This is a genomic window from Flavobacterium daemonense, from assembly GCF_007341385.1.
In the GTDB taxonomy this organism is placed as follows: Bacteria; Bacteroidota; Bacteroidia; order Flavobacteriales; family Flavobacteriaceae; genus Flavobacterium; species Flavobacterium daemonense.
Genome location: NZ_VJYD01000014.1, coordinates 1 through 14,448, shown reverse-complemented (window position 1 = coordinate 14,448; position 14,448 = coordinate 1). Strand labels below are relative to the sequence as shown.

10 protein-coding genes and 2 tRNA genes are annotated in these 14,448 nt (G+C 33.5%); 4 read left to right on the top strand and 8 right to left on the bottom strand.

Features of this window, described 5'->3' with window-relative positions; all coding sequences use genetic code 11:
- Positions 1-168: 168 nt before the first annotated feature.
- The 4 genes from FND99_RS16320 to map all read right to left on the bottom strand — a co-directional run bounded on the left by FND99_RS16320 (position 169) and on the right by map (position 5,302).
- Positions 169-3,069: a DEAD/DEAH box helicase gene (locus FND99_RS16320; protein ID WP_144339004.1), complete on the bottom strand. Its 2,901-nt coding sequence runs from the start codon at positions 3,067-3,069 to the stop codon at positions 169-171.
- 116 nt (positions 3,070-3,185) lie between these two features.
- On the bottom strand, positions 3,186-3,959 hold the full coding sequence (locus FND99_RS16315; protein ID WP_144339003.1) for a class I SAM-dependent methyltransferase: 774 nt from the start codon (positions 3,957-3,959) through the stop codon (positions 3,186-3,188).
- 150 nt (positions 3,960-4,109) lie between these two features.
- Positions 4,110-4,415 carry a GxxExxY protein gene (locus FND99_RS16310; protein WP_342777799.1) on the bottom strand — a complete coding sequence of 102 codons (306 nt, stop codon included), beginning with the start codon at positions 4,413-4,415 and terminating at the stop codon, positions 4,110-4,112.
- A 68-nt stretch (positions 4,416-4,483) separates the two neighbouring features.
- Positions 4,484-5,302 carry a type I methionyl aminopeptidase gene (map, locus tag FND99_RS16305; RefSeq protein ID WP_144339002.1) on the bottom strand — a complete coding sequence of 273 codons (819 nt, stop codon included), beginning with the start codon at positions 5,300-5,302 and terminating at the stop codon, positions 4,484-4,486.
- A 198-nt stretch (positions 5,303-5,500) separates the two neighbouring features.
- Between map and FND99_RS16300 the strand changes: the two genes are divergently transcribed.
- Positions 5,501-6,754: a DUF445 domain-containing protein gene (locus FND99_RS16300; RefSeq protein WP_144339001.1), complete on the top strand. Its 1,254-nt coding sequence runs from the start codon at positions 5,501-5,503 to the stop codon at positions 6,752-6,754.
- Between the two features lie 183 nt (positions 6,755-6,937).
- Here the strand turns inward: FND99_RS16300 and gpmI are convergent, their stop codons facing one another.
- Positions 6,938-8,455 (bottom strand): 2,3-bisphosphoglycerate-independent phosphoglycerate mutase, encoded by a 1,518-nt coding sequence (gpmI, locus tag FND99_RS16295; protein ID WP_144339000.1) that lies wholly within the window; start codon positions 8,453-8,455, stop codon positions 6,938-6,940.
- A gap of 139 nt (positions 8,456-8,594) precedes the next feature.
- Positions 8,595-11,024, bottom strand: a complete 2,430-nt coding sequence (locus tag FND99_RS16290) for a DUF5916 domain-containing protein (RefSeq protein WP_144338999.1) — start codon at positions 11,022-11,024, stop codon at positions 8,595-8,597.
- Positions 11,025-11,345: 321 nt separating this feature from the next.
- Here FND99_RS16290 and FND99_RS16285 point away from each other — a divergent pair, with 321 nt between their 5' ends.
- Positions 11,346-12,068: a murein L,D-transpeptidase catalytic domain family protein gene (locus FND99_RS16285; protein ID WP_144338998.1), complete on the top strand. Its 723-nt coding sequence runs from the start codon at positions 11,346-11,348 to the stop codon at positions 12,066-12,068.
- Here FND99_RS16285 and FND99_RS16280 read toward each other — a convergent pair.
- Together FND99_RS16280 and FND99_RS16275 are read right to left on the bottom strand one after the other, a co-directional pair.
- Entirely contained in the window at positions 12,057-13,658 is a 1,602-nt protein-coding gene (locus FND99_RS16280; RefSeq protein WP_144338997.1) for a L,D-transpeptidase family protein, read from the bottom strand. The two genes, FND99_RS16285 and FND99_RS16280, sit on opposite strands and share 12 nt — an antisense overlap.
- 1 nt (position 13,659) lies before the next feature.
- On the bottom strand, positions 13,660-14,097 hold the full coding sequence (locus FND99_RS16275; protein WP_144338996.1) for a GNAT family N-acetyltransferase: 438 nt from the start codon (positions 14,095-14,097) through the stop codon (positions 13,660-13,662).
- Between the two features lie 134 nt (positions 14,098-14,231).
- Here FND99_RS16275 and FND99_RS16270 point away from each other — a divergent pair.
- Positions 14,232-14,304: transfer RNA gene (locus FND99_RS16270), tRNA-Gly, on the top strand.
- 70 nt (positions 14,305-14,374) lie between these two features.
- Positions 14,375-14,447, top strand: a tRNA-Gly gene (locus tag FND99_RS16265).
- Position 14,448 lies beyond the last annotated feature (1 nt).

The window sequence follows — 14,448 nt, the reverse complement described above, 5'->3', positions numbered from 1 at the left end:
TTAGTATATGACGATCTGTTACTTGTAATAATTTTGAAAATAGCACGCAGATGACACAGATTTAAACCGATAAAAACGGATTTTTAAATTAAATCAATGAAAATCCGTTTAATCCGTGTTATCTGTGTGCTTTTTTTAGTAGTCCGCTTAGCGGACAATCATAATTTATTATGAACCTAAAATGTATTCCAAATTGGTTTCTATTTCGTCATTAATAAAACTTTCTTCCAAAAGAGAATCAGATAATAGTTTTTTATTTTCCTGTAGTTTTATGATTTTTTCTTCTACCGTATTTTTTGAAATAAATCGGATAACGTTTACTTTGTTCAATTGTCCAATTCGATGCGCTCGTCCAACTCCTTGCTTTTCCGCAAAAGGATTCCACCACGGATCTAAGAACAAAACATAAGAAGCTTTTGTGATATTCAGTCCAACACCTCCCGCTTTAAGTGAAATGAAAAACAACAAAGGTTCTTCTTTTTCCTGAAATACTTTTACTTGTTGTTCTCTCTTGCTGGCAGGCGTTTCGCCTGTAATTTCGCAGTATTGTATTTTGTTTTCTTTGCACCAATCGGTGTAGAAATTCAAGTTGGTAACGAATGAACTGAAAACAATCACTTTTTGCTTCGCTTTGACTAAATTTTCCAGATAATTGGTGACAGCAATATATTTTCCCGAATCAATTTCAGATTCCTCATCAACCATTTTCGGGTGATTGCTCAATTGTCTCAATTTCATCAAAGTATTGATAATATTGATTTTTTCTGGACTAGAACCGTCTGTTTTTAATAAAAAGTTGCGCGCTTTCGATTTCTCTTTTTCGTATAATTTTTCCTGTTCAGGATCCATATCGCAATAGTAGATCTGTTCTGTCAATTCTGGCAAATCTTTTAAAACCTGTTCTTTTGTTCGTCTCAAAATATAAGGCTGAACCAGATTTTTTAATTCAGATAAAACTTCTTCATTCTGTTTTTTCTCAATCGGGATTTTAAAATTTTCTGCGAAAAAATTATAAGTTCCTAAAATATCCGGATTAATAAATTGCATTTGCGACCATAAATCGTCAAGTGAATTTTCGATTGGCGTTCCGCTCAGGGCAATTTTATGACCGGTACTAATTTTATTAATGGCTTTAAAAATCTTTGAATTTTTGTTTTTGATGTATTGGCTTTCGTCCAAAATCAAATAACGGAAATCATATTTTTCTAAAATTGAAATATCACGATGAACGATGCTGTAACTTGTAAAAATCAAATCAGTTGTTGCTAATCTGCTCGCCAATTGTTTTCTGTCATTGCCCACATATTGCATTTTTGAAAAGTGTGGCGTGAATTCCCCAGATTCATTAAACCAGTTAAAAACCAATGAAGAAGGCAAAACTATCAACGCTTTTAATGGTTCTCGTTCTATAGTGGTTTCATTGGCAAACAAATCAAAATTGGTGGTTTTGGTCGTAAATCCCAATTGTTCCTGAACGGCAACTAGAACAGCTAAAGTTTGCAAGGTTTTTCCAAGTCCCATATCGTCAGCAAGACAAGCTCCTAAGTTGGAATTGAAATGTCCTAAAAGCCATTTTACGCCATCAATTTGATACGGTCTTAGAGTCGCTTTCAGTAAGTCAGAAGCAATATATTCGGCTTTATAAGTTACATCGTCTTTGATTTCTGGAATGGCATCGAGAGCGGTAAAATTGCTTTTTCTCAAAAGCATATTCCCATTTTCTGTTTTGGTTAATTTTGCCAATGATCCATATTTGCTGAACCATTCCAAAGGAATTAGAAAGTAGTTTCCGTCAGGTAATGGAAAGAGCCTTTCTTTACTTTTTATATTCGGAATTATTTCGCTGAAATTGATTTTATAATTGCCAATTGTAATAATGATTTTAATATCAAACCAATCTCCACTTGTGTCTTTTGATGCTGAAACAATATGGTTTTCTGTAATGATTTCTTTGCTTTCGAGTTTTAAATTTTGAATATCAAAACCCAGATTTTGCAGTTTTTCTTTATTGTCAATAATCAATTGAATGTTGATGTATGGATCAATAGTTTCTGCATCAGAATGTAATCCAAATAATTCATTTTTGATTTTTGTTAAACCAATTTCCTTTAATTTATCTACATATAAATTTTCGTCCGCATTTCGCTTAAATTGAATTATTTTAGGCTCATTGGCTACGCTAAAATCTACAAAAGAATGTGTTTTTTTTGTTTTAGAAGCATCAAACGAATATCCGTCATAATCAAAATAAAGATTGAGATAATAACAGTTTTTGAAAAAGTCATGAACAGGTTGAATCGTACACGAAATGATTTTATCACGAAGTTCGATTTCAAAACCATTTGCTTCAATATCGATTTTCTTTGCAATTTCAGGAATAAAACTTTTGAAATAATCATCAACTAATTTTGACGGGATTTCAATTGATTTTTTCTTTAAAAAAGGCATCAGTTTTTTAGCATTGAGCGCTGTTAGCTGGCCTAATTTTTTATCGATAATCAGCCAGCCTGGTTCATCTAAAAGAATATCAACCTTATTGTTCATTGGCGAAAATGTAGTTTCGTTTTCTTTTAATGAAAGGGTATAAGTGATTCCTTCAGCATGTTTGTCAAACTGAATTTGAGGTTCAAAGTCAAGCGGACTAACATCAACTCTCGAACGATAAAAATCTTTTTCTGGTCCAATGTTAATTGAAAGCGGAAATTGTTCTTGTACAATCAGGCTGTAAAAAGAACTCAAATGAAATTTTAAATGCTGACGAATGGCAAACTCAATCTTAGAATCTTTTTGCAGATCCATAATCGTTTTTGCCGATTTGATTTTGGCACTGAACTTTTTAAAGATAAATTCAGGTTTCAAAGATTCGCAAGCTGTCAGAATTCTTTTATCGTTCGAATCTAAATTTTCAAAAACAAGACCGAAACTTTCCAGTACGCCGGTCGTTGCTTTTTTGTCTAAATATTTGATTTCGGGAGTATTCTCAACAATATAAGCAGTTGGAATAAAAGTATTTAGATTTTTGTCAAAACTAATGTCAAAACAAAATTGAAATGGTTTTGTAGGTTCCAAGATTTGAGGTTTGGTTTGTATGATTTTGGTTAGGCTTATAAAATTAAAAAGTCTTCAAAATTGGGCTATTCTGAAAACTTTTTAAATGAACTTATATTACTTATATGATAGAAAAATTAATTTTGCGGCTTAAAGCAAAGGGGAATAATTTCACCTTTTGCCAAACAATATTTTTCAACCAATTCTGTTGCAATTTTATTAGTATAGTCTTCTTCAATTACAATAAAACCGATGCTTCTTAATTTGTCGAAATAATCGCGTCCGTAAATTCGAACGTGATCATATTGGCCAAATATTCTTGCACGCTCTTTTTGATCTGTAATAGAATCATCGGCAAAAGTAACATCGCGGTTTAAATCCTGCGGAATTTGTAAAATCGCCATTCCGCCCGGTTTCAAAACTCTGAATAATTCCTGCATTGCTTTTGTGTCGTCTGGAATATGTTCTAAAACGTGATTACATAAAATTACGTCGTATTCGTTGTCTTTAAAGGGCAAATTACAGATATCAGCTTTTACATCTGCCAAAGGCGAAAACAAATCGGTTGTCGTGTAATCAAGGTTTTTCTGCTTGCGGAAAAGTTTGTAAAAAGCTTGTTCTGGAGCAAAATGAAGTACCTTTTTTGGCGCCGTAAAAAAATCAGTCTGATCGTTTAAATACAACCAAAGCAAACGGTGTCTTTCTAACGAAAGTGTACTTGGAGAAAGCACATTATTACGTTGTTTTCCATATCCATAAGGAAGAAAAGAGCGAAAACTTTTTCCGTCAATAGGATCAGTAAATTTGCTTCCTCTTAAAGACAAAGCTAATATTGGTCGTGCCACATAACTCAAACGAATTAATAATGGACGCGGAATGGTATTAAGTACTAATTTAAAAAGTTTTTTCACAGTTAAATAAATTTGAACACGAATTTCACAAATTGACACGGATTAATATTGTGCTGAAATTTCACGAACTTTTGATTTGGGTTAAAGTATTATTCTTTTGTATTTAAGGCTGTCTTCTCCAAAATTGACTAATAAACCAAGTTTATTTTTTTAGGCAGCTAAATAATTTAATGTCTGCTTGATTTCACTTGTTGTTAATGTTGCAATTGCTTTGAGCTCTAAAATGATTTCATCGAAAACAACAAAATCTGCAAAATAGTAACTCGGTAATATAGTCTCTTTATAAGCGATATTATATCTTAATTCTCGATTGTAAGGAATCTCATTTCGTTGAAATTCATACTCTAAAGCATCGCCATAAACCTTTTCACTATGTCCTTTTCCTAATATTTTATGGACTTCCATACAAATTCCAATAACTTTATAGGATTCTTCTCTTAAATACAATTCACTCATTATTTTTTATTTCGTTTTAGTGTAATTTTTACCACAACACTAATCCGTGATAATTCGTGAAATTAGTGTTATAAAATAAGTGGCACTTTTCTGAATTCATCTTCTTCGTTGCTTTCAATTCCTAAAGCTTTATAGATGTATTGAAAAGTCGACAATAATTCTGGTTTTCCATCAATTAAAGCAACGTCATGTTCAAAATGCGCACTTGGTTTTCCGTCTGCAGTGGTAATTGTCCAGCCGTCTTTGTGTTGTTTGATATTGCGTGTTCCCATATTGATCATAGGTTCAATTGCAACGACCATTCCTTCCACAAAAAGTTTTCCGCGTCCGCGTTTTCCATAGTTTGGCATTTCAGGTTCTTCATGCATTTTTTGTCCAACTCCGTGTCCAACTAATTCACGAACTACTCCGTAACCGTGAGCTTCAGTATATTTTTGAATCGCATTTCCAACATCTTCCACACGATTTCCTGCTTTAAATTCTCTGATTCCTACATAAAGAGATTCCTTCGTTACTTGCAAAAGTTTTTTAACCTCTGGAGCAACTTCCCCAATTTCAAAACTGTAAGCATGATCTCCGTGATATCCATTTTTAAAAGCGCCACAATCTACAGAAATAACATCACCACTTTTTAATGGTACGTTATTCGGAATACCGTGAACAACCTGAGAATTTGGACTCATACAAAGCGAATTCGGAAAATCATACAATCCTAAAAAGCTTGGAACCGCACCATGATCACGGATAAATTCTTCAGCTAATTTGTCAAGATATAATGTAGTAACTCCTTCTTTAATTTCAGAAGCAATCATTCCTAATGTTTTTGATACGATCAAAGCACTTTCGCGCATTAATTCAATTTCTTCCCTAGTTTTTTGGATAATCATATTTTTCAGATTTTCAGTTTGCAAAAGTACAATTTTTAATTAAAATTTTTCGCCGCGAATTCACGAATTTATACTAATTGAATTATGTGAATAATTCCATCAAATTGTAATTCGTGTAAATTCGTAAAATTCGAGGCAAGCTTTTTTAATTTAATATCTCAGAAAAAAGCCATAAATTAGTAGTAAAATGTCAAAATCATGGAAATTTCAACTGATCAAGATATAGCCAAAATCAAAGCATTGAAGAAAATGAAAGCCACAGCTTTGTCGCTTTTAGGTTTTGCGGTGCTTCTTTTTATAATTGCAATTTATTTTAAAATTCCGATGTTGCAGGCTTTCAGCGAAGCCGCGATGGTGGGCGGAATTGCCGATTGGTTTGCGGTCGTAGCTTTATTTCGTCATCCACTCGGGATCCCAATTTGGCATACCGCAATTATTCCGACCAAGAAAAATGAAATTGGAGAAAATCTTGGGAATTTTGTTTCTGAGGAATTTCTGGACAAGGAAAAATTAGAAGTAAAATTGGATGAATTCAATTTTGCGACAAAAGCTTCTGATTGGCTTTCACATGAGGAAAATGCCAATAAAATTGCAAATGTTGTTTCTGTAAATATTATTCCGGGTGTTTTAAGAACAATAAAAGATGAAGATGTTAAAAGGTTTATTCAAGTTCAATTTAAGGAAAAATTGGAAGGAATAAATTTTGGAAACTGGGTTGCTGTTGCTTTAGAGCCTTTGCAAAAGGGAAATCTGAAAAATCAAATGTTGACCAATCTACTCGAAGTAATGAGCAGTGAATTAACCAACAACAAAGATTTAATCAGACAAAAAGTAAAAGCTTCTACGCCATTTTTAAGTTTTGGTCTTGCCGATAAAAGCATTACAGAAGGTGTTTTTAATGGATTGCAGGATTTTTTGAATGAAGCTAAGAAACCAGAAAGCGCAGTCCGATTAAAGATTGACGAATATATTTTTGATTTCTTGGAAAAAGTCAAAAACTCAGAAGAAATGAGAGTTAAAATCAACGATATGATTTTGAGTTTTGCAGGAAAAAAAGAAGTGCAGGATTATATCAACGGAATTTGGGACGAGATAAAATTATCAATTTCAAATGATTTGGAAAAAGGCGATGATTCGTCAATTAAAAACAGTATTTCAGGCCTGATTCAGACATTCGGAAACGGAATCAAAGTGGATTCCATTATGATTGACAAAATCAACAATTTCATCAAAACGGATATGCTTTCTGTTCTTTTGAACAATAAAAAAGTAATAGGAGACTTGATTTCGTCAACCGTAAAAAGTTGGGACGGAAAAGAAGTTTCTGAAAAATTAGAATTAGAAATAGGTAAAGATCTTCAATATATCAGAATCAACGGAACTTTGGTAGGAGGAATTATTGGGCTTGTGATTTATGGAGTTGAGCAATTGTATCATTATTTTATAATGTAAACCACAATATTTGTCATTTCGACTGAAAGGAGAAATCACACAAGGAACTCGACAAAGATTGGCGACATACTTTGCAGAATTTCTAGTGTGATTTCTCCTTTCAGTCGAAATGACAAAAAAAGCGTAAAAACAAAAAAGAGTCTAATTTTAAATTAGCCTCTTTTTTTATAAATAAAATGATTTCTATAATAATGAATGACAGGTCATTGCATTTGGCTGAGGCACTCCCATTAATTCTAAAATAGTAGGAGCGATGTCGCCTAAAACTCCATTTTGGATATTTTTCAATTCTTTGTCAACTAAAATAATCGGCACTGGGTTTGTTGTGTGTGCTGTATTTGGAGATCCATCAGGGTTAATCATTGTTTCGCAGTTTCCGTGATCGGCAATTACGATTGTAGTATAATCATTTGCAAGAGCGGCGTCAATTACTTTTTTCGCGCAAGCGTCAACAGCTTCACAAGCTTTAATTGCAGCTTCCATAATTCCGGTGTGGCCAACCATGTCGCCATTTGCAAAGTTTAAACACACGAAATCAACTTCGCCTTTGTTTAATTCAGGAACAAGAGCATCAGCAAGTTCGTAAGCACTCATTTCTGGCTGTAAATCGTACGTTGCTACTTTTGGGGAATTTCTTAAAATTCTTGATTCACCTTCAAAAGGAGTTTCTCTTCCACCTGAGAAGAAGAAAGTTACGTGCGGATATTTCTCCGTCTCAGCAATTCTGATTTGTTTTTTTCCTGCTTTTTCTAAAACCTCGCCAAGCGTTTCAGTGATATTATCTTTATTGTAAACCACTTTTACGTTTTGATACGTTTCGTCGTAGTTTGTCAATGTTACATAATACAAATTTAATTTGTGCATATTTTGCTCGTGGAAATCTTGCTGCGAAAGTGCCTCAGTAAGTTCACGACCTCTATCTGTTCTAAAATTGAAGAAAATTACAACATCGTCTTCAACTATAGTTGCCAATGGTTTTTCACTTTCATCAACAATAACAACAGGCTCGATAAATTCGTCAGTAACGTCTTTTTCATAACTAGCAAGAATGCTTGCAACAGCATTTTTTGATGGCGTTCCAACGCCGTTTACCACTAAATCGTAAGCTTGTTTTACACGTTCCCAACGTTTGTCACGATCCATTGCGTAATAGCGCCCAATGATTGAAGCAATTTTTACCGGAGTATCTTTAATGTAATCTTCTAAATCGTGAATGTATTTTGCACCAGATTTTGGATCAACGTCACGTCCATCTGTGAAAGCATGAACGTAAACTTGATTTAAGCCGTATTCTTGCGAAGCATCAATTAATCCGCGAAGGTGAGAAGTATGAGAGTGAACACCTCCATCAGAAACTAATCCTAAAAAGTGTACTTTTTTATTGTTTTCTTTTGCGTAAGTAAAAGCATCAATCAAAACTTGTTCTTTAGCAAGTGTTTTGTTTGCTACAGCCAAATTTATTTTAGCTAAATCCTGATATACAATTCGTCCGGCACCAAGATTCATGTGGCCAACTTCGCTATTTCCCATTTGACCTTCAGGCAAACCAACATTTAATCCGTCAGTTCTAAGTTGCGCATTTGGGTAATTTTTGTAAAGACTGTTTATAAAAGGAACATTTGCATTGTCTATTGCAGATACTTTAGGGTCAGGAGATTTTCCCCAACCATCTAAAATCATAAGGATAACTTTCTTGTTCATTACTTTTTGTTTTCTACAAAGATAAGTCATTTCTATACTTTGCAAGAAGTGCGCGCTACATTTATATTTAATAAAATGAAGCGTATTAAAAAATAATAATTTAATTGAAGAAGTACTTATTTTTTAAAATTAATTCACGCTAAGCTCGCTTTCTGATCTTATTTTTGACAGCATTATAGTCAATAAAATATTTAACACTAACCGAAAAAACGTGTTTTAATGCATCGTTATTCAGCAAAGCCGTTACGTTGTCTTTAAATTGCTTGTCGATAACGCGCTCAAAATTATCAGCGTTATTACGATATAATACAGAAACCTGACTTCCGGGAGCAAACCACCAAGAATACGATAAATCGGCGTTCCAAGAATAAAAGCTTGAATTTTTGTTATCGGTATATTCTGGATAAGGAGTTAATGTACCGTCTTGTTCCAACTGTAAAATATCTAAATTTTCAGCATACGACCAATATTGTCTAACTGACAAATTAAAAGTCATCGTGCTGTTTAAAGCATATTTTCCGCCAAGTGTGTTTGAGTACGTAACTACATTTCGATTAGCAAAAACAATATTATCTGGCGTACTTTCATTATCGTCGCCATCTACATTGTCAATATAACCTTTGTTGTTGTTTTTTCTGAAAAAACTAAAATAATAGGTCAACAATAATTTGTCATTAAAACGATATCTCGGACCAACATCAACGCCATAAGCCATTCTACCAGGTTCATCAGCAATTGAAATCGACGGATTTAAGTCTAATGCAAATTTATGATTGTAATTGGTAGAAAGACTTGCCCAAGATTCGAATTTTCTCGGAATAATTACATATCTGTTATCTGCTCGAGGCTCGTAATAATCATGAGATTCGAGAGGATAAACAGTAAATCCCATGCCGAAATAATTGTTTTTTACTGTCGTCAGGTTTACATTCGCATTAATGCTGTTGTCTTGAATTAGCCCTGATTGTTTGTTGAATTCGGCATACATATTATAGTTGATTCTAAAGCTGTTGAAAAGCTTCGTTGGGTTTAGAATTCTATAATTGGCATTCCCATAAAAGTTGTAATAATTAGTGTAAAAGTTGATTCCAAGATCATTTGGATCATAACCTTTGGTCACAAAATCAGAACCAACGCTGTAACGATATTTTCCGCTTGTTTCAGCAAAACCAATGGTTGTAAAAACACCGTTTTTATCTTCTTCCATATTGATATGGCTGTATTTCGCGTTTCCATATAGGCTGTATGTGTTAGCTTTTGTGTTTAAATCCCAAGCAAGTCCTGTGACGTTCGCGTCTCTGTAATGACCATTTCGGGTAACATTAGTATTAATAAATGTAACGGAAGAATTTTTGCGAAAACGCTGATCCAAAACCAAAACATTATAATTAGTCAAAGGTTCAACAATTGCAGTTCTTGTTGTGTTTGAAATGGTATCTTTTATTGTTGCATAGGTTTTTTCGGTAACGGCATTTAAAACCCCAATCCCTAATCCGTTTTTTGTTCGCCCAGAAACTTTTAGAGCATTTATAAGACTAACATTTTGAACATTCTCAATGATTTTTTCATTATCATTTAAATCGGGATCAATTGACGGCTTTCCTCCAATTCGTCTTGAATAAAAGATGTTTCCTTTTTTAAATAAATCAGTTCCTTCAGTAAAAAATGCACGATTCTCGTTAAACTGTTGTTCAAACGGACTAAGATTCAGGATTCTATCGTCATATTTTGTCTGACCAAAATCCGGAATCAAAATAGCATCCAGAGTAAAAGCATCATTAATTCCGTACTTAATATCCATACCGCCTTTTATTTGGCCATATGTTTTTTGGCCGTCGGCAGCATTTAAATAATAGGAAGCATAAGGCAAAAAGAAAAGTCGAGTAGGAGGTTTGATGTTTTCAATTCCTGCTAATTCGCCATTTTGTTGCGTAAAAGTTCCAATTTTAGTATCAATTAAGTTCCAAGTGTATTTTTTGCGTTCGCGTTTAATTTCTCTAAAAAAGTTAATTCCCCAAGTTTGTTTATTTTCTGCTGAAAAACGAAGTGCAGCATACGGAAGTTTTATTTCCACAACCCATCCTTTATCCGTAATTCTTGCTTTGCTGATCCATACAGCGTCCCATGAGTAATCTTCGCCAATGGCGTCTGTCATAATACAATCTCCCTGAACATCAGCTGCAGAAACAAAAAACTCAAAATTTTGCTGTCCGTCATTAAAACCATTGACAAAGACACCAAAAATATCAGCTGTACCAAAATTATCGCGCTGTGATATTTCTTTTAAAATCTTGTTTGGTTCATCATCATACATCATCGCGCCAATATAAATAGCGTCATTATTATAAAGAACCCTGATTTCTGTCTTTTTTCCATCAGGAATTGGTTTGCCGTTATCAGGATCAAATATGATAAAATTAGTCGCAATTGGTGCCTTTTCCCAAGCCGCTTCATCTAGTTTTCCATCAATGGTAATGGATTCCACAGTAGATTGAGCCTGAAGGACTTTCTTCTGGCTGTAACTCCAAAAAGTGGATAAAATAAGACTTAAGAAAACTAATTTTTTCATGAAATTTTAAAAGAAATGGGTGGTCAAAATGATATTACTGCATTAATAGACTACAATTTGGTTCTATTGTTACAGTTTTGAAGGGCAAAAATAATGTTTAATTGTATTTTCTTTAAGAAAATAGGAAAAAACGTTTAGATTTTTAGAATAAGTAAAATTCTTACAAAATAATCAGTTTTTATTCGAAAATGCAAATTTTTTACTATTATAGTGTTAAAGTTTAAGCAAAAATGCACTGATTCAGTGTGTTGGGTTTCAATCGCTATGATTTTTTTTTATTTTTGCCCTACCCAAATTTTATTTTTAACCTAAAGAAATTCAATGATTTACAAAACTTTTCCCCTGCTGGTGTTTTTCTTATTATCTTTTGGTAAAGATTCAAAAAACACCCCCGAGACTAAAATTGCGGCAACAAAAAACATTGCTAAAGTTGAAAAACTTACCGTTGATGCAAAGATTGAAAGTGTTTATAGTTCTTTAAATTCAAATCACTTTCAATTGCCAGAACTTAAAACTTTTTCTGAAGCTTTAAAGGGTTTTTATATCCTTAAAGAAAAGGGAATTGTTCAAAAAGACATTTTAACGCTTATTGATTTTAGTTTGTCTTCAAACAGCAAACGTTTATGGGTGATTGATTTGGCTACAAATACCATTTTGTATCAATCATTAGTGGCTCACGGAAGAAATACCGGTGAAGAGTTTGCTTCTTCTTTTTCAAATAGTAACTCGTCGTATAAAAGCAGTTTAGGTTTTTATGCTACAGGCGAAATTTATCAAGGAAAACACGGCGCTTCATTACGTTTAGACGGATTAGAAAGAGGTTTCAACAGTAATGCTCGTGAAAGAGGCGTGGTAATGCATGGAGCTGATTATGTATCAGAATCTTTTATCAGAGATCACAAAAGATTAGGCAGAAGCCAAGGTTGTCCTGCGATTCCTTTTGAATTAAGAGACGAAATAATTGAAACAATAAAAGGCAAATCGTGTTTGTATATTTATCATCCATCAAGAGATTTTTCGATGGAAGAAAAGCTAATTTCTTAATTTAGCATACAAATCCGAATCCAGATCATATATATCAGCTCTAAAAATGAGCTGATTTTTTTTGCTCCAAGCCGTCCAATACCATTGATACAAAGCGTATTTTTTTGTGATTTTGAAGCTCATTGTTTTTTTAGAAGCAATTATCGTATCAATTTTTTCTTTAGAAAATCGAGTAGAATCGGCTAAAATATGTTCGGCAATTTCAAGCGGATTCTCAACTCGAACACAGCCCGAACTCAAAGATCGATTATTTCTTCCAAAATAATTTCTATGATTTGTGTCGTGTAGGTATACGCTATGATGATTCGGAAATAAAATCTTCATAACGCCCAGCGAATTTGTATAGCCAGGACTTTGTACGTATCGATAATTGTTGGGTTTGTTCTCGTTCCATGCATTTGGTTCAACGACATGTCCTGCGGTATCATAAATTGTAATGTTTTTATTCGCTAAATAGTTCCTGTTTTTTTTCATCGCAGGAACCACATCTTCCTTTAAAATCGTTGGCGGCACGGTCCAAGTCGGGTTAAAAACAACTGTCCTTAATGTTGATGTTATAATTGGCGTTTTTCTTTTGCTTGTGCCAACGACAACATTGCGGGATAAAACTGTATCTTGACCTTCAACAACATTCAAACTGTAATCAGGAATGTTTATAATGAAATAATTTTCGGCAAAATCAGTTGTAAACCATCTCCAGCGTTCTAGATTGGCAATAATTTGCTGTTTTCTTTTTTCTTTCGAATAATTGAGCGCATTGATTGTTCCTTGTCCAATAACGCCGTCGGCAGCTAAGCCGTGCCTTTCTTGAAATCTTTTGACAGATTCAAATGTTTTATTGTCGTAAGTCTGAGAAAGTTTTGTGCTGTCTTTTCCGGTCATGTCTCCCCAAAACAGCAGTCTTTTTTTGATGTTGATTAATGCAACATTGCTTTCGTTTAAACTTATTTTTTTTGTCAAAGAATCCGTTGTTATCTTTTCGATATTTTCATCAGGAAATTCGTTGATGATTTCAAGTGCTTTTAAAAGTTCTTTGTAAATCTCAGATTTTGGTTGAATATTGTCAACGATACTGTCTAATTTGTTTTTGTTGAAAGCTTTTATAAGAACATTGTTTACATCTAAAACCTTTTCTTCTAAATCCCAATCCGTATAGATTTTCTTAGGGTCTAGTTTTCCTTTGAAAAGATGATCTAGATATTTTTCAAAATTATAAGTCAGTAAAATATCATAAGTCACCAGTTCTGTATCACTAAGCGAACCGATTCTTTTTTCGAATTTTTGAAGCTGAGAAGCTTTGTAATCTTCAGGATCTAAGCCTAATTTGTCTGCATTTTGCAATTGAGACAATACATAAGTTCTTTTTTTTAGATTTCCCCAGACCGTTTTGTTTTCTGATGAATTGTAGAATTGTTTAAGCGTCTCGCTTTTATATGCTCCTATTATAGCAGTGTCAATTTCAACCGATCTGGCGTCTGTAATAATTATTGCTGGTGTCTTTTTTTTGACAACAGGCACAACAATTTTCGGCTCGTCTTTTTTACAGCCGATAAATATGCATATTGCCAAAAAAAAGTAAAGTTTTTTCATTTTATAATTTTTTATACATCAAATAATGTTCGCCCACATCTTTAATATCAAAAGCTTCTCCTAAAACCTGATAATTCATCTTTTGATAAAATCCAACAGCAGCTGTTCTTGCATTAAACCAAATCAATTCGACTTTGTTTTCATTGCAAAAAGTTTCGCAATGTTTTACTAAAGCCTCGCCAATTCCTTTTTTCTGATGGTTTTGCAAAACTGCCATTCCGCGAATCTGTGCCTGATTATTTTCGGCAAATATAGGATTGATTTGAGAAAATAATGAAATAATTCCTGTTAAATTATCGTTTTCAAATAAACCAAAATGATGTGTTGTTTCTAGATCATCTCCTTCAAAGATGCAGCTTTCTATAGGTTTTCCTTCTCTTAGTACTGGCTGACGAACACTATAAGTTTCTTTTGACGGGATTTCTTTAATGGTATTCATAATTTTTGAAAAATAATTGATTTTATAACTTTTTAATTTTAAATGGGTTATAAATTTTTGTTGATTTTTATTGATTTTTTTTGCCCAAAAGCTTGTTTTGAACTTAACTTTCTTTTTATATTTGCACCACCAATGCGAAAGTAGCTCAGTTGGTAGAGCTCCAGCCTTCCAAGCTGGTTGTCGCGAGTTCGAGCCTCGTCTTTCGCTCTAAAATAAATATTTTTTAATTTTTATTTTTTTAGAAGTTTAAAATTATTTATATTTGCACCCTGTTAATGCGAAAGTAGCTCAGTTGGTAGAGCTCCAGCCTTCCAAGCTGGTTGTCGCGAGTTCGAGCCTCGTCTTTCGCTC